Consider the following 24,436-nt stretch of genomic DNA (forward strand, 5'->3'; position numbering starts at 1 on the left):
GGCACCCTAGCGGAGGAGCCGTCACACTCCAAAGCGAAACGATTACTCAGCGTGTCGAAGCGGGTGGGGCGTCAGTGGCGGTCAGTAGTCGAAGGCGCGCGCCGTGTTGGCCGCCAGGGCCGTGGCCATCGCGTCCTCGTCGATACCGCGGACCGCGGCCATCGCCCGGACCGTCAGCGGAATGAGGTACGGCGCGTTGGGCCGTCCGCGGTACGGCGCAGGAGTGAGGTAGGGCGCGTCCGTCTCGACGAGCACCAGCTCCAGCGGGGCCACCGCCAGGGCCTCGCGCAGCGGCGCGGCGTTCTTGAAGGTGACGGTCCCGGCGAAGGACATGTAGTACCCGGCGGCGGCGCACTCGCGGGCCATGTCGGCGTCCCCGGAGTAGCAGTGGAAGACGGTGCGCTCGGGGGCGCCCTCCTCGCGCAGGACGCGCAGCACGTCCGCGTGGGCGTCCCGGTCGTGGATGACGAGCGCCTTGCCCTGCCGCTTGGCGATCTCGATGTGGGCGCGGAAGGAACGCTCCTGCGCCGCCATGCCCTCGGGCCCGGTGCGGAAGTGGTCCAGGCCGGTCTCGCCGACCGCCTTGACGTGGTCGAGTGCGGCCAGCGCCTCGATCTCGGCGAGCGCCTCGTCGAGGGCGGCCTCGCCGCCGCCGGGCCGGGCGCCCTGGCGCGACCATCCGTCGGGATCACCGAGCACGATGCGCGGCGCTTCGTTCGGGTGAAGTGCGACGGCCGCGTGGACGTTCTCGTACGCGGCCGCGGTCTCGGCGGCCCACCGGGAGCCCTTCACGTCGCAGCCCACCTGGACGACGGTGGTCACACCCACCGAGGCGGCCTTCGCCAGGCCCTCCTCGACGGTCCCCGACTGCATGTCGAGGTGGGTGTGCGAGTCCGCGACCGCCACCCGGAGGGGTTCGGGCAGCGGCGGCGGTGCGTCCTTGGGCTGCGTCTTGTCCACGCGTGTGCTCATACGGCCGATCTTATGACCGGCGGAAGAGCCCCTTCAGACGGGCGAGCAGGCCCCGGCGCTCCCCGGCGGGGCCTGCGGCCACCGGCCCCGGGGCGGCGTGGGACCGGGCGGGCTTGCGCGGCTTCGGCGTCCGGGGGACGTTCGCACCGGCCGGCACGGGTCCGGCGATCCCGGGGGCGATCTGGTGGTGGTAGATGTGGTCGATCATGCCGAGCACCGAGGAGACCTGCCCGGCCCGCATGATCCGTACGACGTGTCCGCCGCAGTTGAGGCAGGTCGGGTTGGACAGGGGGGAGGGCACCCGCTCGCCGTCGACCTTGTACATGATGAACGGCTCGCCCTTGCCGTCGACGTGGTGCTCGATCGCGTACGCCTGTTCCCAGCCGTACCCGCACCTCATGCACGCGAAGGAGTAGGCCTCGTACACGGTGTGCACGTCGGAGGCGGTCACAGCGACAGGGACTGCGGCGGGGACGGGTACCGGGGTGTCTGCGATCTCACTCATGCCAGCTCCTCTTGTTCCACTGGTGCCATTGCCAGTGGACGCCTCTACGGGCGGGAGCGCATCAGGCCCTGTCTACTGTTGGACGGTCTTTGGGCGACTCATTCCGAAAGTGCCCGGTGCGCGGTCTGAGCTTTGCTTTTCAGGCTAGCTCTTTACCGACCTGCGGCATCTTTTGTGCCGCGTTCTTTGCCGCTACCACAGCGTCGAACACCTCGCGCTTGGGTACGCCCGCCTCGGCCGCGACCGCCGCGATGGCCTCCTTGCGCCGCTCACCGGCCTCTTCGCGCACCCGCACCCGGCGCACCAGCTCCTCGTCGTCCACGTCTCCGGGCGCGGCGGCCGGGGCGCCCTCGACCACGACGGTGATCTCTCCGCGGACCCCTTCGGCGGCCCAGGCGGCGAGCTCGCCGAGCCCGCCGCGCTTGACCTCCTCGTAGGTCTTCGTCAGCTCGCGGCAGACGGCTGCCCGCCGGTCGGCGCCGAAGACCTCGGCCATCGCGGTCAGGGTGTCGTCGAGCCGGTGCGGGGCCTCGAAGTAGACGAGCGTGCGCCGCTCGCCCTCGACCTCGCGCAGCCGGCCCAGGCGCTCCCCCGCCTTGCGCGGCAGGAACCCCTCGAAGCAGAACCGGTCCACCGGCAGCCCGGACATGGCGAGCGCGGTGAGTACCGCGGACGGCCCGGGGACGGCGGTGACCTTGATGTCCTTCTCGACGGCGGCGGCGACCAGCCGGTAGCCGGGGTCGGAGACCGACGGCATGCCGGCGTCCGTCACGAGCAGCACGCGCGCTCCGCCGGCCAGGGCCTCGACGAGCTCCGGGGTGCGCGCCGACTCGTTGCCCTCGAAGTACGACAGGACGCGCCCGGTGGTGTGCACGCCGAGCCCCTGGGTCAGCCGGCGCAGCCGCCGGGTGTCCTCGGCGGCGATCACGTCGGCCCGCTCCAGCTCGGCCGCCAGGCGCGGCGGGGCGTCCGCGAGATCGCCGATGGGGGTGCCGGCGAGCACGAGGACGCCTTCGGTCGTGGTGGGCCGGGTATCGCGGGGCTGGTCAGTCGTCACCCGCCCATCCTCTCAGTCCCGTGCCCCGCCGCCCCCCGCCCCTGGTGGCGCACACAGATCTCTTCCCTACGATGTGCCGGTGACCAGTACCGCGACGCCACCGCCCAGCCCCGCGGGGGCCCCGCCCGCCTCACCGGTGGGACGCGAGGACGAACCGCCCACCTGGCTGCGCCGGCTGCGCGGCTTCGGCTACGTGCCGCCCGCCGCCGCTTCCGCGCGCTCGGACGTCCGCACCCGCCTGGTGCCCCCGTACGCGAGGCCCTCCAAGCAGCTGTGGATGACCTTCGGGCTGCCGCCCCAGGTGTGGGGGACCTGGCAGCTGATCTTCTCGTGGGCGGGGCCGCTGCTGGTGGCGCTGGTCGCCGGGGTGCTGCGGTTCGTGCACCTGGGCAACCCGAAGGCGGTGATATTCGACGAGACGTACTACGCCAAGGACGCCTGGGCCACGATCCGGCAGGGCTACGAGGCGAGCTGGCCCAAGGACATCGACGCCTCCATCCTCGCCAACCCGGACGCGGTCGCCCTGCCGACCGATCCGGGCTACGTCGTGCACCCGCCCGTCGGCAAATGGGTGATCGGGCTCGGCGAGTGGATGTTCGGCTTCACGCCCTTCGGCTGGCGGTTCATGACCGCCGTGCTCGGCACCCTGTCGGTGCTGATGCTGTGCCGGATCGGGCGCCGCCTCTTCCGCTCGACCTTCCTGGGCTGCCTGGCGGGTGCGCTGCTCGCGGTGGACGGGCTGCACCTGGTGATGAGCCGCACCGCGCTGCTCGACCTGGTCCTGATGTTCTTCGTGCTCGCCGCCTTCGGGGCCCTGCTCATCGACCGGGACCGGGCCAGAGCCCGGCTGGCGGACGCGCTGCCGGTGGACGAGGAGGGCCGGACCCGGCCGGACACGAAGATCGCCGAGACGCTGCGGCTGGGCTGGCGGCCGTACCGGATCCTGGCGGGCGTGTGCCTGGGCCTGGCCGGGGGCACGAAGTGGAACGGCTTCGTCATCCTCGCCTTCTTCGGTGTCCTCACCGTGCTGTGGGACGCCGCAGCGCGCCGCACCGCGGGCGCGGGCGCCCCGTACGCCTCGATGCTGCGCCGGGACGCGCTGCCGGCCTTCGTCTCGACCGTCCCGGTCGCGGTCGTCACGTACCTGGCCTCGTGGTCGGGCTGGATCCTCAGCCCGGACGACGGCAAGGGCGGCTATCTGCGCGACTGGGCCGCCAAGTACGACCAGGGCAGCTCGCTGGCCTTCCTGCCGGAGTGGCTGCGCAGCCTGTGGCACTACGAGACCGAGGTCTACAAGTTCCACGTCGGTCTGACCTCGGGGCACACCTACGAGTCCAACCCGTGGAGCTGGCTGGTCCTGGGCCGGCCCGTCTCCTACTTCTACGAGTCCCCCGAGCCGGGCGCCGACGGCTGCCCGGCGACCGCGGCGGGCAAGTGCGCCCGCGAGGTCCTGGCCCTGGGCACCCCGCTGCTGTGGTGGGCGGGCTGCTTCGCGCTGCTGTACGTGCTGTGGCGCTGGTTCTTCCGCCGCGACTGGCGGGCGGGCGCGATCGCGTGCGCGCTGGGGGCGGGTCTGCTGCCCTGGTTCAACTACCAGGAGCGGACGATCTTCTACTTCTACGCGGTGGTCTTCGTCCCGTACCTGTGCCTGGCGGTGGCGATGATGATCGGCGCGCTGCTGGGCCCGGCCGGCTCATCGGAGCGCCGCAGAGCCCTGGGCGCGATCGGCGCGGGCGTCCTGGTCCTGCTGATCGCGTGGAACTTCATCTACTTCTGGCCGATCTACACGGGCCAGACCCTGCCGATGGATTCCTGGCGCGGCCGCATGTGGCTGGACACCTGGGTCTAGCACCGCGCACGACGGGCCCCGACGCCGGATGGTGTCGGGGCCCTCGTCGTCGGGGTCAGCGGGAGGCTTCGCAGGCCGCGGAGGCGGCGTCCTTGCTCGCGCCGGCCGCGACGAGGCTGGCGTCGCAGCTGGTCTGGTTGCCGATCGACCCCTGGTAGCAGGCCTCCGCGGCGCCGTCCGTGGCCTTCGGGGCGTGCTGGGCGACGTACTGCTCGCAGGCCTTCACGTCCGCGTGGGCGGACGGGGCGGCGATGACGGTGCCGCCGAGGGCGAGGGCGAGGCCTGCCAGGATGCTGGGGATACGAGCCGACGGACGCATGCGGATGCACCTGCTCTCTCGGTGGGCCGCGCGGTCCGCGGACCCTCGCCCTTCCGACGCTAGAACACGGCGCCGGAGCACGCATGTTCGGACGAGACGGCCTAGGAGGCCTTGAGCGGCCGGCCGAGCGCGACCGGTCCGAAGTCGGCCGGCAGATGGCGCACGGCCAGCGCCGCGGCCTCGGACGCCGTGGTGAACACCCCGAGGTCCGGGGTGATGAAGCCGGTGCCCACCCCGTACGTGCCGTCGCCGCCCGCGCTCAGGCAGGGGCTGCCGAGCGTCAGGCTCGGGCGGGTGGTGGACGAGAAGCGCAGCGCCCAGTGGCTCGTGAACGGGTAGAGGGCGCGCAGGGCCGGCTCGGCGTACGCCGCCTCGACCAGGGCCCGGTACTGCGGCTGCCAGGAGTACTCCAGCTCGCGCGCCTCCCGGAGCATGCCCTGCCACTCCGATTCCACCAGGCGGACGGGATCGAGGTCGGGCACCTCGAAGTGGCCCGTCAGGTGCACGAACGGGGCTACCCGCCGGATGTCGTCGAGGGACTCGCCGTCGTGCCAGGCCCGGGCCGCCCTGGCGACCTGGGCGAGATCGTCGGTGTCCCCGTCGACGAGGCACGAACCCTGGAACGGCTCCCCGCCCCGGATCGACCAGCGCCGCTCGTGTGTCGACGCGCCGATCCGCAGCGGCTCGCGGTGCGGCAGCGTGCTCGCGACGCTCGCGTGCAGCAGTGGACCGGAGTCGGGCGAGACCGCGGGGACGGCGTCGAGGCAGCCGTCCGCCGCGGCTCGGAGCGCTGCGGCGAGGCTGCCGCGGGCCGCGACGTCGGGGTACAGGACGGCGGGATCGGGAGGTGTGGACACAGCTCCCGATTGTGCCCGGTCGGCGGGCCGGGACTCCCGCCGGATGTTCCGGTCCGGTAACAACGACGTACTGATCCGCTGCACAGAGTAAAGTCCGCACCAGGGGTTCTTTGAACATGTTCAGGAACCGTCATCATGGGGGAAGGATTCAAGTGAACGGGGCAGCTAAGGGCGCCGTCATCGGCGGGGTGTTCCTCGCCATGGTCGGCGGCGCCGGCTACGGGGTGTACACGCTGGTCGGAGACGCCGGCGAGAACGCGAAGGAAGGCAAGGACGACGAGACCACCGTCCAGGCCGAGAAGGGCAGCGGGCCGGTCAGCGAGAAGGACGCCGCGAAGACCGCCAAGGCCTTCCTGGCCGCGTGGGCGGCCGGGGACGAGCGGGTGGCCGCCGACCTGACGAACAACCCCGCGGCCGCGCAGGCCGCGGTCGGGGATTTCAGGACCAGGTCGTACGTGTCCAAGACCGTGATCACCCCCGGCACGCCGACCGGCACCACCGTGCCGTACAAGGTCGAGGCGGAGATCACGTACGAGGGGACCACCAAGCCACTGGCCTACGACGGGCGGCTGACCGTGGTGCGCGGGCTGACCAGCGGAAAGCCGCTGGTCGACTGGCAGCCCTCGGTGATCCACCCGCAGCTCCAGAAGGACGAGAAGCTGCGCGCGGGCGCCCCCGCGAACCCGCCCGTGAAGGCCGTGGACCGCAACGGCGAGGAGCTGACCGCGGAGAAGTACCCCTCGCTGCGCCAGATCCTCGACGAGCTGCGGCAGAACTACGGCAGCAAGGCGGGCGGCAAGCCCGGGGCCGAGGTGTGGATCGAGCCGGCCGCCAAGGACGCGCCCAAGCGGACCCTGCTGACCCTCGTCGAGGGCGAGCCGAGCGTCCTCAAGACGTACCTGGACGCGCAGGTGCAGGCGGCGGCCGAGCAGGCGGTCACCAGGTTCCCGGAGGCCTCCGTGGTCGCCGTCCAGCCGAGCAACGGGCACATCCTGGCCGTCGCGAACCACCGCAAGGACGGCTTCAACGCGGCGATGCGGGGCGCCCGGGCACCCGGTTCCACGATGAAGATCGTGACGGCCGCGATGCTGATGGACCGCGGCATGGTCGCCGCGGACAAGCCGGCGGAGTGCGGGAAGACGGTGACCTGGGGCCGTGAGTTCCACAACCTGAACCACTTCGAGCTGCCGCCCGGCACCAGCTTCGCGACCTCGTTCGCCCGCTCCTGCAACACCGCCTTCATCAAACAGATCAAGCCCGTCGACGACGACTCCGCGCTGCCGAAGGAGGCCACGGAGGTCTTCGGCATCGACCTGGACTGGAAGACCGGCATCAAGTCCACCGACGGCAAGGTCCCGCCTGCCACGGGCGCGGCGGCGGCCGCCGAGTACATCGGACAGGGCCAGATCACCATGAACCCGCTGAACGTCGCGTCCATCACCGCGACCGCGCGCACGGGTGTCTTCCGCCAGCCGGTGCTGGTCTCGCCGGAGCTCGACGGCCGGAAGATCGCGACGGCCGAGCGCCGGATGAAGTCCTCGGTGCAGCAGCAGCTGGTTTCCATGATGAAGCTGACCGCCTCCAGCGGCACCGCGCGGGAGGCGATGGCCCCGGTCCGCGGCTCGGACAAGGGCGCGAAGACCGGCTCGGCGGAGGTCGGCGGCGCCGGGGACAGCCCGGACAGCTGGTTCACCGGCTTCAGTGGCGACGTGGCCGCGGCGGCCATGGTCGAGGGCGGCGGCCACGGCGGCGATGCCGCGGGTCCGATCGTCGCCCAGGTACTGAACGCGGGCTGAGCGCCCGGCCGAGCGTACGGCGGCGGCGACGCGACCGGCCCGGGCCGAAATCGGTCGTGTCGCCCCGCCGGGCGGCGATAGCGTCGCGGCATGACGACGTCCACGCACCCCCTGTTCGCCGAGGCCCTCGCCGAGCTGGGCCTCGACCTCACCGTCCGGAGCTTTCCCGAAGGGACCCGTACGGCCGCCGACGCGGCGGCCGCGATCGGCTGCGAGCTGAGCCAGATCGTCAAGTCGCTGATCTTCGCGGCGGACGGGGTCCCGGTGCTGGTCCTCATGGACGGTGCCTCACGTGTGGACGTGGAGGCCGTGCGCCGCGAGCTCGGCGCCGGGAAGGTGACGCGGGCCGACGCCGCCCTGGTCCGGGAGACCACGGGCTACGCGATCGGCGGGGTCCCGCCCTTCGGGCACCGCACCCGCACCCGGGTACTGGCCGACCGGTCGCTGCTGGCCCACGAGGAGATCTGGGCGGCGGCCGGTACCCCGACCACGGTGTTCCCGATGGCCCCGGACGAGCTCATCGGGTACGCGGGGGCCGAGCTGGCCGATGTGCGCGAGCGGTCCTCAGAGGGCTGACAGGGCCGACTTCAGGGCCCGGACCAGGGCCTGCGCCCGGGGATCCGCGGTGACCGACTTGGCCAGGGCGTTGGTGACGTAGCCGAAGCCGATGCCCGCCTCCGGGTCCGCGAAGGCCAGGGAGCCGCCGCGCCCGGGGTGGCCGAAGGAGGCCGGGGAGAGCAGCGGGGAGGCCGGGCCGTGCAGCATGTAGCCGGGGCCGAAGCGGGTGTTCACGACCAGCACCCGGTCCGGTCCGGCGGAGTGCTCCCGGCCGGCCAGCTCGGTGGTGGCCGGCGTGAAGATCCGCGCGCCGTCCTCGACCACGCCGATGGTGGCTCCGTAGAACCGGGCCAGGGCGCGGGCCGTCCCGATGCCGTTGGAGGCGGGGAGCTCGGCGGCCCGGTACGCGGGGTCGTTCTCGTCGGGCAGCGGCGCGATGGCGGCGAAGGCACGGCGGGTGAGGGAGTCCGGGTCGGCATAGGCCTCGGAGACGTTGCGCCGCGGCCGGGTCCGCAGCAGGCCCGCGCTCTCGGGCGGCTCGACCGGCGCCACCCGGCCCACGCGGTGGGCCTCGGTCTCCGGCAGGCCGATCCAGAACTCCAGCCCCAGCGGTTCGGCGATCTCCTCCGCGAGGACGGAGCCCACCGTGCGGCCGGTCGCCCGCAGCACCAGCTCGGACAGCAGCCAGCTGTAGGTCTGCGCGTGGTAGCCGTGCTCGGTGCCCGGCTCCCAGAAGGGCTGCTGGGCGGCGACCGCGTGCGCCCCGGACACCCCGTCGGCGGCCTCGGCGGCGCTCAGCCCCCGGTCCAGCGCGGGTATGCCGGCGCGGTGCGCGAGCACGTCGCGCACCAGGATCCGCTCCTTGCCGCCCGTCTTGAACTCCGGCCAGTACGAGCCGACGGGCGCGTCCAGGTCCAGCAGTCCGCGCTGGTGCAACAGCAGCGGCACGGCGGCCGCGACGCCCTTGGTGGCGGAGCGGACGATCTGCGCGGTGCCCTCCGTCCAGGGCTCGGTGCCCTCCGCGTCCCGGGTGCCGCCCCACAGGTCGACGACCTTGCGGCCGTCGCGGTACACGGCCACGGCCGCGCCCCGGTCCCCCAGCGCCTCGAAGTTGCGTACGAACGCGTCCCTGACGGGCTCGAAGCCCTCCGTCACCGACCCGTGGACATCCACGTCTGCTCTCCTGCCGTGGCGCTCCGACGGCGCCTACGCCACAGTGCAACGCCTTCCGGACGGCTCTGCTTCCCGGGTCCCCACGGAGCGCTCACCGGGCCCGGCGCCGATCAGTGCGAGGGGCGCGTCAGAAGGGGCGTGCGCGGGTCGAAGCCGAACGGCAGCTCCAGCCGGTGGGCCCGCATCAGCTCGTCGTCGCACAGCAGCTCCTGCGTGCGCCCGTCCGCCGCGATGACGCCCTCGCTGAGGATCACCGAGCGCGGGCACAGTTCCAGCGCGTACGGCAGGTCGTGCGTCACCATCAGCACGGTCACGTCCAGCGAGCGCAGGATGTCCGCGAGCTCGCGGCGCGAGGCGGGGTCCAGATTGGACGAGGGCTCGTCCAGGACCAGGATCTCGGGCCGCATGGCCAGTACGGTCGCCACCGCGACGCGGCGGCGCTGGCCGAAGGACAGGTGGTGCGGCGGCCGGTCGGCGAAGTCCGCCATCCCGACCTGCTCCAGGGCCTCCCGGACCCGCTCCTCCAGCTCCGCGCCGCGCATCCCGGCCGCCGCCGGGCCGAAGGCCACGTCCTCGCGGACGGTCGGCATGAACAGCTGGTCGTCGGGGTCCTGGAAGACGATCCCGACCCGGCGGCGGATCTCGGCGAGGTTCCGCTTCTCCACCGGCAGCCCGGCGACGGCCACGGTGCCGACCCCGCCGGTGAGGATGCCGTTGAGGTGCAGCACCAGCGTGGTCTTGCCCGCGCCGTTGGGTCCGAGCAGGGCGACCCGCTCGCCCTGCCCGACGGTGAGGTCCACCCCGAAGAGGGCCTGGTGGCCGTCGGGGTAGGCGTAGGCGAGGCCGGCGACTTCGAGGGAGGGGGTACTGGTCACAGGGTCCATCCCATCAGACAGACGGCGAGGGCCGTCACCGGGAGCACCGCCGCGTACGCCCACTGGGCGCGCGTGGCGACGACCTCGTCGATCACCGGCATCGAGCCGGCGTAGCCCCGGCTGACCATCGCGAGGTAGACCCGCTCGCCACGCTCGTAGGAGCGGATGAACAGCGCGCCGGCGGTCTTGGCCAGCACCCCCCAGTGGCGGATCCCGCTGGCCTCGAAGCCGCGGGAGCGGCGGGCGATGGACATCCGGCGCAGCTCGTCGCTGATCACGTCGCCGTAGCGGATCATGAAGGAGGCGATCTGGACGAGCAGGGGCGGCAGCTTCAGCCGCTGGAGGCCCAGCAGCAGGGCCCGCAGTTCGGTGGTCGAGGCGAGCAGGACGGATGCGGCCACGCCGAGGGTTCCCTTGGCGAGGACGTTCCAGGCGCCCCAGAGGCCCGAGACGCTGAGCGACATGCCGAGCACCTGCACCCGCTCGCCCTCGGCCACGAAGGGCATGAGCACGGCGAAGGCGACGAAGGGCACCTCGATCAGCAGCCGCCGCAGCAGGAAGCCGGCCGGGATCCGGGCGACGGCCGCCACCGTGGCGAGGAGGGCGGCGTACAGGCCGAAGGCCCACACCGCCTCGCGCGGTGTGGACACGACGGCCACGACGAAGGCCAGGGTCGCGGCGAGCTTGCAGTGCGCGGGCAGGTCGTGGACCGGCGAGTGGTCGTGGCGGTAGAGCTTGTGGGCGTGGCCGGCCCCCATGTCAGCCCGCCGAGACGGAGGTGGACGCGGAGGTGGCGGTGAGGTCCTCCGCCCGGCGGCGGCGCACGGCCCAGAAGATCCCGGTGCCGGCGACGACGGTCACGCCGACGCCGATGACCCCGGCGAGTCCGCCGGACAGGCGCGCGTCGTCGACGTCCTTGACGCTGTAATCGGCGAGCGGGGAGTTCGCCGCGGCGTGCTCCTCGACCTTCTGGTCGATCCCCTTGTCCGCGGCGACCTTCTCCAGGCCGTCGGGGTTGGCGGAGGCGTAGAAGGAAACGAATCCGGCGAGCACGAGGGCGGTGACCAGGCCGGTCACCCACACCTTCTTCGTCGATCCGGCCCCGGCGGCGACGGGCGCGGCGGCCGCGGCCGGTACCTCGACGAGTGCGCCGTCGACGCGCAGCTTCAGGGGCGAGGCCAGCCCGCGGGCCCCGTGCACCAGGTCGGGACGTACGGCGATCACGGCGCCGACGGTCGCGGCGGTGATGGCAGCCTCGCCGATGCCGATCAGGACGTGGACGCCGACCATGGCGGTGAGCACCTTGCCGATGGGCACGTCGGTGGTGCCGCCGATGGCGTAGACGAGGGTGAAGGCGGCGGCCGCGGCGGGCACCGAGAGCAGGGCGCCGGTGAAGGCGGCCGCGGTGACGGAGCGGCGGGTGGGCGGCAGGAGCCCGAGCAGCCCGCGGAAGATCGCGTAGGCGACGACGACGGTGACGACGCCCATGACGGTGACGTTCACGCCGAGGGCGGTCAGGCCGCCGTCGGCGAAGAGGATGCCCTGCATGAGGAGGACGACGGACACGCACAGCACGCCGGTGTAGGGGCCGACGAGTATCGCTGCGAGGGCCCCGCCCAGGAGATGGCCGCTGGTGCCGGCCGCGACCGGGAAGTTCAGCATCTGCACGGCGAAGATGAAGGCGGCGACGAGCCCGGCGAGCGGCGCGGTGCGCTCGTCGAGCTCGCGGCGGGCGCCGCGGAGGCTGACGGCCACCGCCGCGGCCGCCACCACTCCGGCGGCCACCGAGACGGGTGCGTTGATGAATCCGTCGGGCACATGCATGGAGGAGCTCCGCTTCCGCGTCTTATGCAGTCTTTAGCTGTTCAACCATAGTGCCCAGTTGCAAACCATTGGCAAGAGCGGGCGCATCACAAATGGAGCCGTGCGGTTTCGTGGGAATGTGCGAGGCTGGACGGGACAAAAGGACGCAAATGTTCTGATTTCGAGGAGTCTTGTCGATGTCAGCCACCGCCGAGAATCCCCCAGCGACCGCCACGGTCACCATCGTCGAGGAACGGGTCCGTGCCCGCGTCATCACGGACGACCCCCTCTACCGGGCCATTCCGGTCGCGCTGCGCTTCGCCGTCGCCGAGCCGCTGGCCGTGCGGATCGTCTTCCCGGCGGGCCTGTCCCCCGAGGGCACCGACAACGAGTGGGTCTTCCCCCGCGCCCTCCTGGAGGCGGGCCTCCAGGCCCCGACCGGGACCGGGGACGTACGCGTCTGGCCCTGCGGCCGCGTCCAGGCGGTCGTCGAGTTCCACTCCCCCGAGGGCGTCGCCGTCGTCCAGTTCGACATCGCCGCGCTGCGCCGGTTCCTGCGGCGCACGTACGCCCCCGCGGCCGCCGCCACCCGTCAGGCGTAAGGGGGTCCCGCCGGAAAGGGCCCGGCCCCGTACCGCCCGGTGATCGGGCGGTACGGGGCCGGGCCGTCCTGTCGGCAGGTGCGGGGCCGACGGGGTCGAACGGGGCCGGACGGGGTCAGGCCCCGACCAGCTCGCGGTCCTTGTCCGGACCCTTCGGGCCCTCCGGGGACTGCGCGGACTCCAGGTGCTTGCGCAGGCTCTCGCCCTCCACGTCCACGTTCGGCAGCAGCCGGTCCAGCCACTTCGGCAGCCACCAGGCCTTGTGCCCGAGCAGGGCGAGCACCGCCGGGACGATGGCCATGCGGACCACGAAGGCGTCGAAGAAGACGGCGACGGCCAGACCGAAGCCGATCATCTTGACCATCTGCTCGCTGGCCCCGATGAAGCCCGCGAACACCGCGATCATGATGACGGCGGCGGCCACGACGACCCGCGCGCTGTACTGGAAGCCGGTGACCACGGCCTGGCCCGGGCGCTCGCCGTGGACGTACGCCTCACGCATCCGGGTGACGAGGAAGACCTCGTAGTCCATGGCCAGACCGAAGACGACACCCACCATGAAGATCGGCATCATCGACATGATCGGACCGGTCTGCTCCACCCCGAAGAGCGAGCCGAGCCAGCCCCACTGGAAGACCGCGACGACGGCGCCGAGGGCGGCGACGACCGAGAGCAGGAAGCCGAGGGCCGCCTTGAGCGGGACCAGGACCGAGCGGAAGACGAGCATCAGCAGCAGGAAGGCGAGGCCCACGACGAGCGCCAGGTAGGGCAGCAGCGCGTCGTTCATCTTCTGCGAGAAGTCGATGTTCATCGCGGTGGCGCCGGTGACGAGGACGTCGTCCCCGCTGCCGTCGCGGATCTCGTGGACCAGTTCCTCGGTGTGGGTGGAGGAGGGGCGGTCCTTCGGGATCACGGTGATCACCGCGGCGTCGCCGGCCTTGTTGAGCGTCGGCGGGGTGACCGCGACGACCCCGTCCAGGCCCTTGATCCGGTCGACGGTGGAGTCGGCCAGCGCCTTGTCGCCGTCCACGACCACCATCAGCGGGCCGTTGAAGCCGGGGCCGAAGCCGTCGGACAGCAGGTCGTACGCCTGGCGCTGGGTGGTGGAGACAGGCTGGGCGCCGTCGTCCGGCAGGCCCATCTCCAGCTTGCTCGCCGGGACGGCGATGACGCCGAGACCGATCACACCGGCCAGCAGCACCATGACGGGGCGGCGCATGACGAAGCGGGCCCAGCGGGTGCCGCCGTTGGCCTTCTGCTCGGCGCCCGCCGGCTTGCCCTTGCCGAACAGGCGGCTCTTCTTGCCCGCGGGCAGCACCTTCTTGCCCGCGAAGCCGAGGATGGCCGGGACCAGGGTCAGCGCGACGAGCACGGCGATGACCACGGTGCCCGCGGCCGCGAAGCCCATCTTGGTCAGCATGGGGAGGTTGACGACGGCCAGGCCCACCAGGGCGATGACCACGGTCAGACCGGCGAAGACGACGGCGGAACCGGCGGTTCCGACGGCGCGGCCGGCGGCCTCGTCCCGCTCGCGGCCCTCGGCGAGCTCCACGCGGTAGCGGGAGACGATGAAGAGGGCGTAGTCGATGCCGACCGCGAGGCCGATCATCGTCGCGAGGGTGGCGGTGGTGTTGCCGAGGTCCAGCACGTTGGCGAGCGCGGTGATGGAGGAGACGCCGATGCCCACGCCGATGATCGCGGTCAGCAGCGGCAGACCGGCGGCGACGAGCGAGCCGAAGGTGATGACGAGGACGATCGCGGCGACCGCGATGCCGATGATCTCGCCGGAGCCCGTCTCGGGGGCGGCCATCAGCGCGTCGCCGCCGATCTGGACGTTCAGCCCGGCGGCCTTGGCCGCCTTGCCCGAGTCCTTGAGCGCCTCGCGGGTGTCGTCCTTCAGCTCCATGCCGCTGACGGTGTACTTGGCGCTGATGTAGGCGGTGGAGCCGTCCTGGCTCACGGCCTGGACCTCATACGGGTCGGCGACGGAGGAGATCTCGGCCGCGCCCGGTCCGGTCTTCAGACCCGAGACGATCTTCTGGACCTCGGCCTTGGGGCCGGGGTCGGTGATCTTGGCACCCTCGGGGGCCTTGATGACGATGCGGGCGTTGGCGCCGTCGGCGGCCATGCCCGGGAAGCGCTCGTCCAGCAGGTCGAAGGCCTTCTGGGCCTCCGAACCGGGTATCGAGAACGAGCCGGAGGTGGGCGCGGCCGCCGAGGCGGCGCCGAATCCGGCGGCGAACAGCAGCGCCACCCAGAGGAGGGCGACGAGGCCGCGGCGCCGGAAGGCGCCTCTGCCGAGTCGGTAGAGGAAGGTAGCCACGTCGGTGGTTCTCCCGTTCAGGTCGTGGGATGGATCCGGATCGGATCAGGGCGTGAAGAGCCGGCCCGACGACGAGAGCGGTGTGTCAGGAGCAGCAGAGGGCGGTACCGGGGACGGGGAGGAGTGAGGATCAGACGCCGAGGGCGGGGAAGACCACGGCGTCGATGAAGTCACCGAGGAAGGCCCGGTCCACCGGGCGGTCCTCGATCAGCGGGAGCGCGATGAACGCCCCGATGAGCATGTGCGGTACGAAGTCGAGCGCGGGACAGTCCGGGCGGATCTCGCCCCGGTCCACCCCGCGTTGCAGCATCGCCTGGAGACCGTTGATCTCCGGGTCGACCAGCAGGTCGCGCAGGGCCTTGTGCAGCTCCGGGCTCTCGTGGACGGCATGGGCCAGCCCCCGCATCAGTGCGGTGTCCTTGGCCATCTGCGCGTCGTCGGAGTGCTCGACCATGCGTGCGAAGTCCCCGCGCAGGCTGCCCGTGTCGATCTCGCGCAGCGAGACCGGCTGCGTGCAGCGCAGGGCCTTGGCGACCAGCTCCGGCTTGCTCCCCCACTGGCGGTAGAGGGTGGCCTTGCTGGACTTCGTACGGGCGGCGACCGCGTCCATGGTCAGCGCCTCGTAGCCGACGTCACGCAGGAGGTCGAGGACCGCCTCGTGCAGTTCGGCCTGTCGCTCGGGGGTGATCCGGCTACGCCGGGCCGCCATCGCCTCGGTCATGTCCGTGCCTCCCGTCGAAGCGAAACTGTTCCGTACACCTACGACGATACCCCCACCCCAAGCGAAACGAAACCGTTCCGTTTCGCTTGGGGGAGTGGCATGGATCACCTGTACGAGTTGCCAGGGCCCCCCTGCGCGGAAAGCATTGGGGGGTGAGTCACGACGTCGCGTACCTCCGTTTCCCGCACCTGCACGACGACCTCCTCTGCTTCGCCACCGAGGACGACCTCTGGGTCGCCCCGCTGGTCCCCGACGGCCACGCACCCGGACGGGCCTGGCGCATCACCGTCGACCGGACCCGCGTCGGCCACCCGCGCTTCTCCCCCGACGGCAGGCACATCGCCTTCACCACCTGGCGCAGCCTCGACCCCGAGATCCACCTCGCCCCCGTCGACGGCGGCCCCGCCCGCCAGCTGAGCCACTGGGGCGCCACCGACACCCGCGTCTGCGGCTGGGACCCCGACGGCAACATCCTCGCCGTCTCCTCGCACGAACAGCCGTTCTCCTACTTCTCCTGGGCCTACAAACTGCCCGTCGACGGCAGTCCCGGCGGACGTCTGCCCTGGGGGCCCGTGTCCGACATCCAGGTCGCCGACATCGACGGCGAGCACAAGAGCCTGCTGCTCACCGGCAAGCCGCCGCACGAGCCCGCCGCCTGGAAGCGGTACCGGGGCGGCGCCATGGGCCGGCTCTGGCTGCACGGGCGCCAGCTCCTGGAGGGCCTCGAAGGGCACCTGGACGCCGCGATGTTCGTGGGCGGCCGGATCGCCTTCCTCTCCGACCACGAGGGCATCGGCAACCTGTACTCCTGCCTGCCCGACGGCACCGATCTGCGCCGCCACACCGATCACGAGGAGTTCTACGCCCGGCACGCCTCCAGCGACGGCTCCCGCATCGTCTACCAGTGCGCCGGTGACCTCTGGCTCGTCGACTCCCTGGACCGGGGCGCCGCCCCGCGCAAGCTCCAGGTCCGCCTCGGCGGCCCGCGCGCCGGCCGGCGCACCTACCAGGTGCCGGCCGCCAGCCACGTCGACTCGCTCTCCGTCGACGCCACCGGGCGGGCCAGCGCCGTCGTGGTGCGCGGCAGCCTGTACTGGCTGACCCACCGCGACGGCCCGGCCCGGACCATCGCCGACACCCCCGGCGTACGCGTGCGGCTGCCGGAGATGCTCGGCAGCGGCGGACAGGTCGCCTACGTCACCGACGCCGAGGGCGAGGACGCGATCGAGATCGCCTACCTGCCCCGGGCCTCCGGGGACCGGCAGCCGCGCCGGCTGGCCTCGGGCGAGCTGGGCCGGGTGACCGAGCTGCTCGCGGACCCGGACGGCGAGCGCCTCGCCATCGCCTCGAACGACGGGCGGCTGCTGCTCGTCGACGCGTCGGAGGAGTCGAACGGCGAGGTCACCGAGCTGATCCGGTCCATCAACGGCCCCGTCACCGACCTGGCCTTCTCCCCCGACGGGACCTGGCTGACCTGGTCGCACCCCGGCATCGGGCGCTCGCTGCGGCAGATCAAGATGGCCCGCATCTCCGGGCCCGGCGCGCGCACCGTCGTCGACGTCACCAACGGCCGCTTCGCCGACGAGAACCCCGTCTTCACCCGGGACGGGCGCTACCTGGCCTTCCTGTCCTGGCGCGGCTTCGACCCGGTCTACGACGTGCACACCGGCGACCTGTCCTTCCCGCTGGGCTGCCGCCCGTACCTGGTGCCGCTGTCCTCGGCGACCCCCTCGCCCTTCGCGCTCTCCGCCGAGGGGCGGCCCGCGGCGGGCGGCCTGGACCCCGTCGAGGGCGAATCGGACAACTCCGGCGACGGCGGCGCCGTGACCGTGGAGGTGGAGGGGCTGGAGAGCCGGGTCACCCCGTTCCCGGTGAGCGCGTCCAAGTACTCGGCCCTGTACCCGGTCAACGGCGGCGGACTGGTCTGGCTGCGCTGGCCGATCTCGGGCGCGCTCGGCGAGACCTTCGCCAACCCCAACGACATCAGCGGCAAGCCCACGCTGGAGCACTTCGACCTGACCAAGGCCCGCAAGAGCGAACTGGCCTCGGGACTGGACTGGTTCGCGGTCAGCGGTGACGGCACCCGGCTCGTGATCAACGACGACGGCGACCTGCGCGCCGTCCCGGCCACCGAGTCGGGCGACAGCGACTCGACGGTCTACCTGGACCTGCGCCGCATCCTGCACGAGGTGGACCCGGCGGCCGAGTGGCGCCAGGCCTTCGAGGAGGCCGGGCGGATCATCCGCGCCTACTTCTGGGAACCGAACATGTGCGGCATCGACTGGGACGGCGTACTGCGCCAGTACCGCCCCCTGGTCGAACGGGTCGCCTCCCCCGACGAGTTCGCCGACCTGCTGCGCGAGGTCCTCGGCGAACTCGGCACCTCGCACGCCTACGTCTCCCCCGCCCGCCGCAACGAGGGACCCCCGCACTACCAGCGCGCCATCGGCCTGCTCGGCGCCAACCTGGTCGCCCGGGACGGGACATGGGTGGTGGCCAAGATCCTGCCCGGCGAGTCCTCCGACTCCAAGGCCCGCTCCCCGCTCGCCGGCACCGGCATCCGGGAGGGCGCGGTGCTCACCCACGTGGACGGCCGGCCGGTGGACCCGGTCGCCGGCCCCTACCCGCTGCTCGCGGGAGCGGGCGGCACCACGGTCGAGCTGACCTTCCAGCCCGCGGAGGGCTCCGGCCGCTCCCGCCGGGTCGCCGTCGTCCCGCTGATCGACGAACGGCCGCTGCGCTACCAGGACTGGGTGTCCAAGCGGCGGCAGGTGGTCCGGGAGCTCAGCGGCGGCCGCTGCGGCTACCTGCACATCCCCGACATGGGCGGCTCGGGCTGGGCGCAGTTCAACCGCGACCTGCGCATGGAGATGTCCCGGCCCGCGCTGATCGTGGACGTACGCGGCAACGCCGGCGGCCACATCAGCGAGCTGGTGGTGGAGAAGCTCACCCGCTCCATCCTCGGCTGGGACCTGACGCGCGACGCCCAGCCCGTCAGCTACGCCTCCAACGCGCCCCGCGGCCCGATCGTGGCGCTGGCCGACGAGGCGACCTCCTCGGACGGGGACATGATCACGGCGGCCTTCAAACTGCTGGGCCTGGGACCGGTGGTGGGCCAGCGCACCTGGGGCGGGGTGGTCGGCATGACCGGCCGGCACGCCCTCGGCGACGGCACGGTGATCACGGTGCCGATGAACGCCGCCTGGTTCCCGGAGTACGGCTGGTCGGTGGAGAACCACGGCGTGGAGCCGGACTTCGAGATCCTGCGCACCCCGCTCGACTGGGCGGAGGGGCGGCACGCCCAGATGGACGACGCCGTGCACCTGGCGCTGGAGCTGCTCGAACAGGACCCGGCCGCGATGCCGCCCGGCTACACGGACGTACCGGACCGGCGCCGTCCGAAGCTGCCGCCGAGGGAGTGAGCAGGCACCGGGTGAGCAGGGGCATGCGGGAGGGGCGCGATCCCCGGACTGCGGGGATCGCGCCCCTCGGCGCCGAATGCGGGCCCGGTGACGGTCGGATGACGGTCGGGCCAGAAGCCTAGGTCCGGTCGTCGAGCTCGTCCCGGATGTCGTCGAAGGACCGCTGCGGCGAGTCCTTCGGCTGCGGGCTCCGCCGGGCCTTCTCGTCCTGCGGGCCCTTGCCGGGCTGCTTCTGGCCCTTCTGGGCCTTCTCCTTGAGCTCCTGCGCCTTGTCCTGGAACTGGTCCTTGATGCCCATGCTGTTCACTCCATGAGGGGTGTCGGTGGTGGGGCCTCGACCAGACTTGCATGGGCGGACAAAGGTCGCATTTCGATCAGTGACTCTGTGTGCGCTCCTTCTCGTCCGCCGCCCCGCCGGCCCCGACGAGCCCCTTGGAGACGCCGCTCAGGCGCGGTCCGAAGCGCTTCATGTCGCGCTGTCCGACCGTCGCGATCATCCCCGGCAGGTAGCCGCGCACCCCCTGCATGCCGCGCAGCCACCACTGCGCGTACACGTGCGGCGAGCGCCGCTCGATGCCGGCGACGATCCGGTCGACGGCCGGCCCCAGCGGGTACGTGCGGTTGGCCGGCCACGGCAGCCGCTGGCGCAACTCCCGCATGACCTCGTCCTGGTCGGCGCCGCGCACCATGTCGGTGTCGGTCCAGGAGAGGTAGCCGACGCCGACCCCGACCCCCTTGTACCCGACCTCCGCCCGCAGGCAGTGCGCGAAGGCCTCGACCCCGGACTTGGAGGCGCAGTAGGCGGTCATCATCGGTGCCGGGGTGATCGCGGCCAGCGAGGCGATCTGGAGGAAGTAGCCGCGGCTCTCGGTCAGTACGGGCAGGAAGGCGCGGGCCGTGACGGCCCCGCCGATCAGATTGACCTCGATCACCCTGCGCCAGGCGGCCGGGTCCGAGTCGGCGAACGGCCCGCCGGCGGCCACGCCCGCGTTGGCGACGACGATGTCCACCTTGCCGAAGCGCTGCTTGACCTCCTCGGCCACCCGGGACATGGCCTCGTGGTCGGTGACGTCGGCGTACCAGTGGTCGCTGTCGGTGTGCAGCCGCTCGGAGACCTCCTTGAGGGCCTCCGGCTCCAGGCCGACGAGGGCGATCTTCGCTCCGCGGGCCGACAGCTTGCGCGCGAGCAGCTCGCCGACACCGCGGGCGGCGCCGGTGACGACGGCGACCCGGCCTTCCAGACTCCTGCGAGCGCTCACGTCGTCTTCTCCTTCGCGGTGGTTTCGAGATACAGATCGGCGAGCTCGCGCAGGGCGCCGGTGACGGCCTCGGGGGCCTCGACCGGGGTCATGTGCCCCATACCGGTGAGCTCGGTCAGCCCCACGCAGTTCGGCAGCGCGGCGGCGAGTCCCCGGGCGTGCACGATCGGGGTGAGCCGGTCGGCGGTGCCGCCGATGACGGCGGTGGGCACCGTGAGGCGGGCCACCTCGGCGTCCAGGTCCAGCTCGGCCAGCACCCGGGACCACGCGTGCCGCACCCCGGTGGGGCAGGCGTGGACGATACGGGCGCACGCCTCGACCTTGTCCGGCGCGGAACCGGGGCCCATGGTGGCGTACTTGAGGACCTTCCGGGCCACCGGCGTGACCGGCCCGAGAGGGGCGCGCGAGCCGAGGACCGCGCCGGTGACACGGGTCCGGAGGCGCCCGGCGCGCACCGGCAGGACCAGCGCCTCGGCGGCCAGCCGGGAGCTGCCGGTGCTGCACAGCAGTACGGCCGCGGCTCGCTCGGCGAACTCCGGCCGGCCCGCGGCCGCCATGATCGTCATCCCGCCCATGGAATGCCCGGCGACGACCGCCCGCTGCCCGGGGGCCAGGGTGGCCTCCAGGACGGCCACCAGGTCGTCGGCGAGGGCGGTGGTGCTGTGACCCGCCGCCCGGACGGCGGGGCTGCGCCCGTGCCCGCGCTGGTCGTAGGCGATGACCCGGTGGGTGGCGGCCAGGGCCCTGGTCTGAGCGGCCCAGAAGGCGGTGGAACAGGTCCAGCCGTGGGCCAGCACCACGGCGGGCGCTTCCTCGTCCCCGTGGACCTCGACGTGCAGGCGGGCCCCGTCGGCGGAGACGGCGACGAGCTCCCGCCGCGCGACGGGCGGGGCGTAGGGCCCGGAGGCGACGTGCGTCAACCGACTCACGCGCCCCCCTCCGCCGCGTCGACTCCAGCCTCACCGGCATTCGAGGCCCCGCCGGGGGCAAATCCAGCCCCGCCGGCGTTTGAGGCGCGGGGGTCCGGGGGCAGCGCCCCCGGCAACGGCGCCGCACCGGACCCCGCGGAGCCCTCGCGGGAGCGACCCGGCTTCGGCCCGGCGGCAGCCGAGACGCCGGCCGCGACGGCCACGGGGACCCGCTCGCGCTCCGCCACCCGCAGGACCTCGTACTCCGCCAGATCGACGCTCCGCGTCTCCCGTCGGAACTCTCCCGTCGTGCCCGGCCAGACCGTCGTGTTCCGGCCCTGCGCGTCCAGGTACCAGCTGGTGCAGCCGCCGGTGTTCCACACCGTCCGCTCCATCCGGGCCTGCACCTGCCGGTTCCACCGGTTCACCGCGGAGGGGCGGGCGCCGAGCGCGACCCGCCCGCCCAGCATGCCGAGCTGGCGCAGGTAGTCGGCCATGTAGTTGAGCTGCGACTCGATCATGAGGATCATCGAGCTGTTCCCGAGCCCGGTGTTCGGCCCGATGATCGTCATCCAGTTGGGGAAGCCCGCGGCGGTGGCGCCGCGCAGCGCCTGCATCCCGTCCTTCCAGGTGTCCGCGAGGGTCCGGCCCTCCGCGCCCACCACCCGGTCCGCGATCGGCATGTCCGTGACGTGGAAGCCGGTGCCGAAGATGATCGCGTCGACCTCGGTCTCGGTCCCGTCGGCGGCGACCAGCACCGAGCCGCGGATCTCCTTGAGCCCGGAGGCGACCAGGTCCACATTGGGCCGCGCCAGGGCCGGGTAGTACTCGCTGGAGAGCAGGATCCGCTTGCAGCCGATCCGGTAGGAGGGCGTCAGCTTCGCGCGCAGGGCCGGGTCCTTGATGGAGCGCGCCATGTTGGCCCTGGCCAGGGACTCGATGAGGCCGAGCTGGTTCGGCCGCTTGGTGAAGGCGCTGACCTGCAGCTCCCGGATCCCCCACAGCAGCCCGCGCCGCGCCGCGCGGGTGAAGGGCAGCTGGCGGTGCAGCCAGCGCTCTCCGGCGGTGATGGCCCGGTCGGTGCGCGGCATGACCCACGGCGGGGTCCGCTGGAAGAGGGTGAGGCGCTCCACCTCGGGGGCGATGGCCGGCACGATCTGGATGGCGGAGGCGCCGGTACCGATCATGGCGACGCGCTTGCCGCGCAGGTCGTAGTCGTGGTCCCAGCGGGCGGAGTGGAAGACCTTCCCGGGGAACTCGGCGAGCCCGGGGACCTCCGGCATCTTCGGGTCGGACAGCGGCCCGGTCGCGGAGACGACGACGTCGGCGGTCAGCTCACCGGCCGAGGTCTCGATCTCCCAGCGCAGCTCCTCCGCGTCCCAGCGCATCATCCGCACCTCGGAGTCGAGCCGGATGTGCGGGCGCAGTCCGAAGGTGTCGGCGACGTGTTCCAGGTAGGTGCGGATGGCCGGCTGTCCGGAGAAGGTCCGCGGCCAGTCGGGATTGGGGGCGAAGGAGAACGAATAGAGGTGGGAGGGCACGTCGCACGCACACCCGGGATAGCTGTTGTCGCGCCAGGTGCCGCCGACCGAGTCGGCCCGTTCCAGTACGACGAAGTCCGTGATCCCTTCGCGCCGCAGCCGTACGGCCGCGCCGAGCCCACCGAATCCGGACCCGATCACCGCCACCCGTACGTGCTCGCGTCCGCCCATGCCGCTCGTACCACCCATGCCCGCCGCCTTCCGCTCATCCGCAGTCCCAGCCACGCACCGCAACACCGCATCGCACCGCACCATCGAAACACTGCCAGCAATCACTGGCACAATCGGGAGGGTAGAGCAGCTCCGTACTCATGGGTAGGGGGCGGACCCGGAAAGTTACTGCCGGTACGCCATAAGGTGCGACTGTGGCGAAGGAAGAGACGCGAGCGACGAAGACGGTGCGCGAGTACCGCACGGAGGAACTGGCCGAAGCGGCCGGCATCCCGGTCCGCACCCTGCGCTTCTACCGGGAGCGCAAACTGCTCCCACCGCCCCGCCGCGAGGGTCGGATCGCCTGGTACGACGACCACCACCTGGCCCGGCTGCGCACCATCGCCGGCCTGCTGGAACGCGGCCACACCCTCGGCGGCATCGCCGAGCTGACCGCCGCCTTCGAGAGCGGCCGCGACGTCGGCCAGCTGGGCGAGCTGCTCGGCATCGGCTGGTCCGAGGAGACCCCCGTCCGGCTCACCCCTGAGGCGCTGGCCGACTACTTCGAGGGCGAGGTCACCCCGGAGAACCTGGCGGCCTCCCTGGACCTCGGCTACCTCGCCGTCGACGGCGACGTGATCGTGCACGTCAGCCGCCGCCTGCTGGACGTCTCCTCGGCCCTGGTCCGCGAGGGCGTCCCGCTGGCGGCCGTCCTGGAGGCCGGCCGCCGCGTCCGCGAGCACGCGGACGCGATGGCCGTGCTCTTCACCGAGCTGATATCGGCCCACATCTCACCGGACGCGCTGCCCCGGCTGCGCCCGCTGGCGAAGAGCGTGGTCGAGGCCGAGCTGATGATGGCGATGGACCGCCTGCTGGCCTCGGGCGGCGCCCACGCCCCTGCCGCCGACACCGACACCGGCTCCGGTCAGGCACCCAGCTCGTAGACCACGGTCACGGGCGCGTGGTCGGACCAGCGCTCGGGGTGCGTCTCGGCCCGCTCCACGAAGGCCTTCACGGCCTTCGCCGCCAGCCCGGGGGTGGCCACCTGGAGGTCGATCCGCCAGCCGGCGTCGTTGTCGAAGGCCCGCCCCCGGTAGGACCACCAGGAATACGGCCCCTCGGTGTCCGGGTGCAGCTCCCGCACCACGTCGACGTAGCCCGCCTCCGAGTACACCTTGCCGAGCCACGCCCGCTCCTCGGGGAGGAAGCCCGCGTTCTTCCGGTTCGTCTTCCAGTTCTTGAGGTCGGCCTCCTGGTGGCAGATGTTCCAGTCACCGCACACCACGACCTCGCGGCCGTCGGCGGCCGCCCGCTCCTTCAGCGCCGCCAGGTAGGTCAGGAACTCGTCCATGAACCGGTACTTCTCGTCCTGCTTCTCCGTCCCGGCCTCCCCCGAGGGCAGGTAGAGGCTGGCCACGGTCACCCCCGGAAGGTCGATCTCCAAGTACCGCCCGGCGGTGTCGAATTCCTCACTTCCGAACCCGACCTGCACGCGCTCGGGCGCCCGCCGCGTGTAGAGCGCGACCCCGGCCCGCCCCTTGGCGGCGGCCGGCGCGAAGGCCGTGTGCCAGCCCGCGGGGGTCCGGACGTCCTCGGGGATCTGCCCCTCCTCGGCGCGTACCTCCTGCAGGCAGACCACATCGGCGTCGGATCCCTCGAGCCACGCCCCGAAGCCCTTCTTGGCGGCGGCGCGGATCCCATTCACATTCACGGAGGTCACTGTGAGCATCCCAGCACCATAGCGGG

The 24,436-nt window shown here is 72.4% G+C and carries 22 protein-coding genes; 6 read left to right on the forward strand and 16 right to left on the reverse strand.

Annotated features, from left to right (window positions below):
* Positions 1–81: 81 nt before the first annotated feature.
* The 3 genes from ACXNSR_RS16055 to rsmI all read right to left on the reverse strand — a co-directional run bounded on the left by ACXNSR_RS16055 (position 82) and on the right by rsmI (position 2,534).
* The gene (locus ACXNSR_RS16055; RefSeq protein WP_458642689.1) at positions 82–972 is read right to left on the reverse strand and encodes a TatD family hydrolase; all 891 of its coding nucleotides are present in this window, start codon (positions 970–972) and stop codon (positions 82–84) included.
* Positions 973–982: 10 nt separating this feature from the next.
* The gene (locus ACXNSR_RS16060; RefSeq protein ID WP_458642690.1) at positions 983–1,477 is read right to left on the reverse strand and encodes a hypothetical protein; all 495 of its coding nucleotides are present in this window, start codon (positions 1,475–1,477) and stop codon (positions 983–985) included.
* A 139-nt stretch (positions 1,478–1,616) separates the two neighbouring features.
* The gene (gene rsmI, locus ACXNSR_RS16065) at positions 1,617–2,534 is read right to left on the reverse strand and encodes a 16S rRNA (cytidine(1402)-2'-O)-methyltransferase (protein WP_458642691.1); all 918 of its coding nucleotides are present in this window, start codon (positions 2,532–2,534) and stop codon (positions 1,617–1,619) included.
* Between the two features lie 79 nt (positions 2,535–2,613).
* Between rsmI and ACXNSR_RS16070 the strand changes: the two genes are divergently transcribed.
* Complete coding sequence (locus ACXNSR_RS16070; protein ID WP_458642692.1) at positions 2,614–4,383, forward strand: dolichyl-phosphate-mannose--protein mannosyltransferase; 1,770 nt, start codon at positions 2,614–2,616, stop codon at positions 4,381–4,383.
* A gap of 55 nt (positions 4,384–4,438) precedes the next feature.
* On the opposite strand, the gene ACXNSR_RS16075 is transcribed toward ACXNSR_RS16070, so the two are convergent.
* Positions 4,439–4,702, reverse strand: coding sequence for a hypothetical protein (locus tag ACXNSR_RS16075; RefSeq protein ID WP_458642693.1), 264 nt, complete (start codon positions 4,700–4,702; stop codon positions 4,439–4,441).
* Positions 4,703–4,803: 101 nt separating this feature from the next.
* Positions 4,804–5,559, reverse strand: a complete 756-nt coding sequence (locus tag ACXNSR_RS16080) for a DUF6193 family natural product biosynthesis protein (RefSeq protein WP_458642694.1) — start codon at positions 5,557–5,559, stop codon at positions 4,804–4,806.
* 152 nt (positions 5,560–5,711) lie between these two features.
* Between ACXNSR_RS16080 and ACXNSR_RS16085 the strand changes: the two genes are divergently transcribed.
* Together ACXNSR_RS16085 and ACXNSR_RS16090 are read left to right on the forward strand one after the other, a co-directional pair.
* Entirely contained in the window at positions 5,712–7,355 is a 1,644-nt protein-coding gene (locus ACXNSR_RS16085) for a penicillin-binding transpeptidase domain-containing protein (protein WP_458642695.1), read from the forward strand.
* A 90-nt stretch (positions 7,356–7,445) separates the two neighbouring features.
* Positions 7,446–7,931: a YbaK/EbsC family protein gene (locus ACXNSR_RS16090; RefSeq protein WP_458642696.1), complete on the forward strand. Its 486-nt coding sequence runs from the start codon at positions 7,446–7,448 to the stop codon at positions 7,929–7,931.
* On the opposite strand, the gene ACXNSR_RS16095 is transcribed toward ACXNSR_RS16090, so the two are convergent.
* The 4 genes from ACXNSR_RS16095 to ACXNSR_RS16110 all read right to left on the reverse strand — a co-directional run bounded on the left by ACXNSR_RS16095 (position 7,920) and on the right by ACXNSR_RS16110 (position 11,785).
* Positions 7,920–9,086: a serine hydrolase domain-containing protein gene (locus ACXNSR_RS16095; RefSeq protein ID WP_458642697.1), complete on the reverse strand. Its 1,167-nt coding sequence runs from the start codon at positions 9,084–9,086 to the stop codon at positions 7,920–7,922. The genes ACXNSR_RS16090 and ACXNSR_RS16095 overlap by 12 nt on opposite strands.
* A 110-nt stretch (positions 9,087–9,196) precedes the next feature.
* Positions 9,197–9,970 carry an energy-coupling factor ABC transporter ATP-binding protein gene (locus ACXNSR_RS16100; protein ID WP_458642698.1) on the reverse strand — a complete coding sequence of 258 codons (774 nt, stop codon included), beginning with the start codon at positions 9,968–9,970 and terminating at the stop codon, positions 9,197–9,199.
* A complete protein-coding gene (cbiQ, locus tag ACXNSR_RS16105) occupies positions 9,958–10,719 on the reverse strand; it encodes a cobalt ECF transporter T component CbiQ (protein ID WP_458642699.1) in 762 nt (253 codons plus the stop codon). The genes ACXNSR_RS16100 and cbiQ overlap by 13 nt, the downstream gene beginning before the upstream one ends.
* 1 nt (position 10,720) lies before the next feature.
* A complete protein-coding gene (locus ACXNSR_RS16110) occupies positions 10,721–11,785 on the reverse strand; it encodes an energy-coupling factor ABC transporter permease (RefSeq protein ID WP_458642700.1) in 1,065 nt (354 codons plus the stop codon).
* 176 nt (positions 11,786–11,961) lie between these two features.
* On the opposite strand from ACXNSR_RS16110, the gene ACXNSR_RS16115 reads away from it, so the two are divergent.
* Entirely contained in the window at positions 11,962–12,366 is a 405-nt protein-coding gene (locus tag ACXNSR_RS16115; RefSeq protein WP_458642701.1) for an SsgA family sporulation/cell division regulator, read from the forward strand.
* 115 nt (positions 12,367–12,481) lie between these two features.
* Here ACXNSR_RS16115 and ACXNSR_RS16120 read toward each other — a convergent pair whose 3' ends face one another.
* Together ACXNSR_RS16120 and ACXNSR_RS16125 are read right to left on the reverse strand one after the other, a co-directional pair.
* Positions 12,482–14,689, reverse strand: coding sequence for an MMPL family transporter (locus tag ACXNSR_RS16120; protein ID WP_458642702.1), 2,208 nt, complete (start codon positions 14,687–14,689; stop codon positions 12,482–12,484).
* A gap of 130 nt (positions 14,690–14,819) precedes the next feature.
* On the reverse strand, positions 14,820–15,410 hold the full coding sequence (locus ACXNSR_RS16125; protein ID WP_458642703.1) for a TetR/AcrR family transcriptional regulator: 591 nt from the start codon (positions 15,408–15,410) through the stop codon (positions 14,820–14,822).
* A gap of 152 nt (positions 15,411–15,562) precedes the next feature.
* Here ACXNSR_RS16125 and ACXNSR_RS16130 point away from each other — a divergent pair, with 152 nt between their 5' ends.
* A complete protein-coding gene (locus ACXNSR_RS16130) occupies positions 15,563–18,832 on the forward strand; it encodes a S41 family peptidase (RefSeq protein ID WP_458642704.1) in 3,270 nt (1,089 codons plus the stop codon).
* Between the two features lie 118 nt (positions 18,833–18,950).
* Here the strand turns inward: ACXNSR_RS16130 and ACXNSR_RS16135 are convergent, their stop codons facing one another.
* From ACXNSR_RS16135 to ACXNSR_RS16150, 4 genes are all read right to left on the reverse strand, one after another.
* Entirely contained in the window at positions 18,951–19,130 is a 180-nt protein-coding gene (locus ACXNSR_RS16135; RefSeq protein ID WP_458642705.1) for a hypothetical protein, read from the reverse strand.
* A gap of 76 nt (positions 19,131–19,206) precedes the next feature.
* Positions 19,207–20,091: an SDR family oxidoreductase gene (locus ACXNSR_RS16140; RefSeq protein ID WP_458642706.1), complete on the reverse strand. Its 885-nt coding sequence runs from the start codon at positions 20,089–20,091 to the stop codon at positions 19,207–19,209.
* A complete protein-coding gene (locus tag ACXNSR_RS16145) occupies positions 20,088–21,020 on the reverse strand; it encodes an alpha/beta fold hydrolase (protein ID WP_458642707.1) in 933 nt (310 codons plus the stop codon). Before ACXNSR_RS16145 ends, ACXNSR_RS16140 begins: the two co-directional genes overlap by 4 nt.
* A complete protein-coding gene (locus ACXNSR_RS16150; protein ID WP_458643316.1) occupies positions 21,017–22,711 on the reverse strand; it encodes a flavin-containing monooxygenase in 1,695 nt (564 codons plus the stop codon). The genes ACXNSR_RS16145 and ACXNSR_RS16150 overlap by 4 nt, the downstream gene beginning before the upstream one ends.
* Before the next feature lie 194 nt (positions 22,712–22,905).
* Here ACXNSR_RS16150 and ACXNSR_RS16155 point away from each other — a divergent pair, with 194 nt between their 5' ends.
* Positions 22,906–23,634, forward strand: a complete 729-nt coding sequence (locus tag ACXNSR_RS16155; protein ID WP_458642708.1) for a MerR family transcriptional regulator — start codon at positions 22,906–22,908, stop codon at positions 23,632–23,634.
* On the opposite strand, the gene ACXNSR_RS16160 is transcribed toward ACXNSR_RS16155, so the two are convergent.
* Positions 23,616–24,419, reverse strand: a complete 804-nt coding sequence (locus ACXNSR_RS16160) for an exodeoxyribonuclease III (RefSeq protein ID WP_458642709.1) — start codon at positions 24,417–24,419, stop codon at positions 23,616–23,618. The two genes, ACXNSR_RS16155 and ACXNSR_RS16160, sit on opposite strands and share 19 nt — an antisense overlap.
* Positions 24,420–24,436 lie beyond the last annotated feature (17 nt).

This window comes from Streptomyces sp. NC-S4, assembly GCF_054353315.1.

Excerpts from the sequence above, each read along its gene's own strand:
- ACXNSR_RS16055 (WP_458642689.1), bottom strand. The coding sequence starts at position 972 with ATGAGCACACGCGTGGACAAGACGCAGCCCAAGGACGCACCGCCGCCG.
- ACXNSR_RS16060 (WP_458642690.1), bottom strand. The coding sequence starts at position 1,477 with ATGAGTGAGATCGCAGACACCCCGGTACCCGTCCCCGCCGCAGTCCCT.
- ACXNSR_RS16075 (WP_458642693.1), bottom strand. The coding sequence starts at position 4,702 with ATGCGTCCGTCGGCTCGTATCCCCAGCATCCTGGCAGGCCTCGCCCTC.
- ACXNSR_RS16090 (WP_458642696.1), top strand. The coding sequence starts at position 7,446 with ATGACGACGTCCACGCACCCCCTGTTCGCCGAGGCCCTCGCCGAGCTG.
- ACXNSR_RS16100 (WP_458642698.1), bottom strand. The coding sequence starts at position 9,970 with ATGGACCCTGTGACCAGTACCCCCTCCCTCGAAGTCGCCGGCCTCGCC.
- cbiQ (WP_458642699.1), bottom strand. The coding sequence starts at position 10,719 with ATGGGGGCCGGCCACGCCCACAAGCTCTACCGCCACGACCACTCGCCG.
- ACXNSR_RS16110 (WP_458642700.1), bottom strand. The coding sequence starts at position 11,785 with ATGCATGTGCCCGACGGATTCATCAACGCACCCGTCTCGGTGGCCGCC.
- ACXNSR_RS16115 (WP_458642701.1), top strand. The coding sequence starts at position 11,962 with ATGTCAGCCACCGCCGAGAATCCCCCAGCGACCGCCACGGTCACCATC.
- ACXNSR_RS16125 (WP_458642703.1), bottom strand. The coding sequence starts at position 15,410 with ATGACCGAGGCGATGGCGGCCCGGCGTAGCCGGATCACCCCCGAGCGA.
- ACXNSR_RS16135 (WP_458642705.1), bottom strand. The coding sequence starts at position 19,130 with ATGGGCATCAAGGACCAGTTCCAGGACAAGGCGCAGGAGCTCAAGGAG.
- ACXNSR_RS16150 (WP_458643316.1), bottom strand. The coding sequence starts at position 22,711 with ATGGGCGGACGCGAGCACGTACGGGTGGCGGTGATCGGGTCCGGATTC.
- ACXNSR_RS16160 (WP_458642709.1), bottom strand. The coding sequence starts at position 24,419 with ATGCTCACAGTGACCTCCGTGAATGTGAATGGGATCCGCGCCGCCGCC.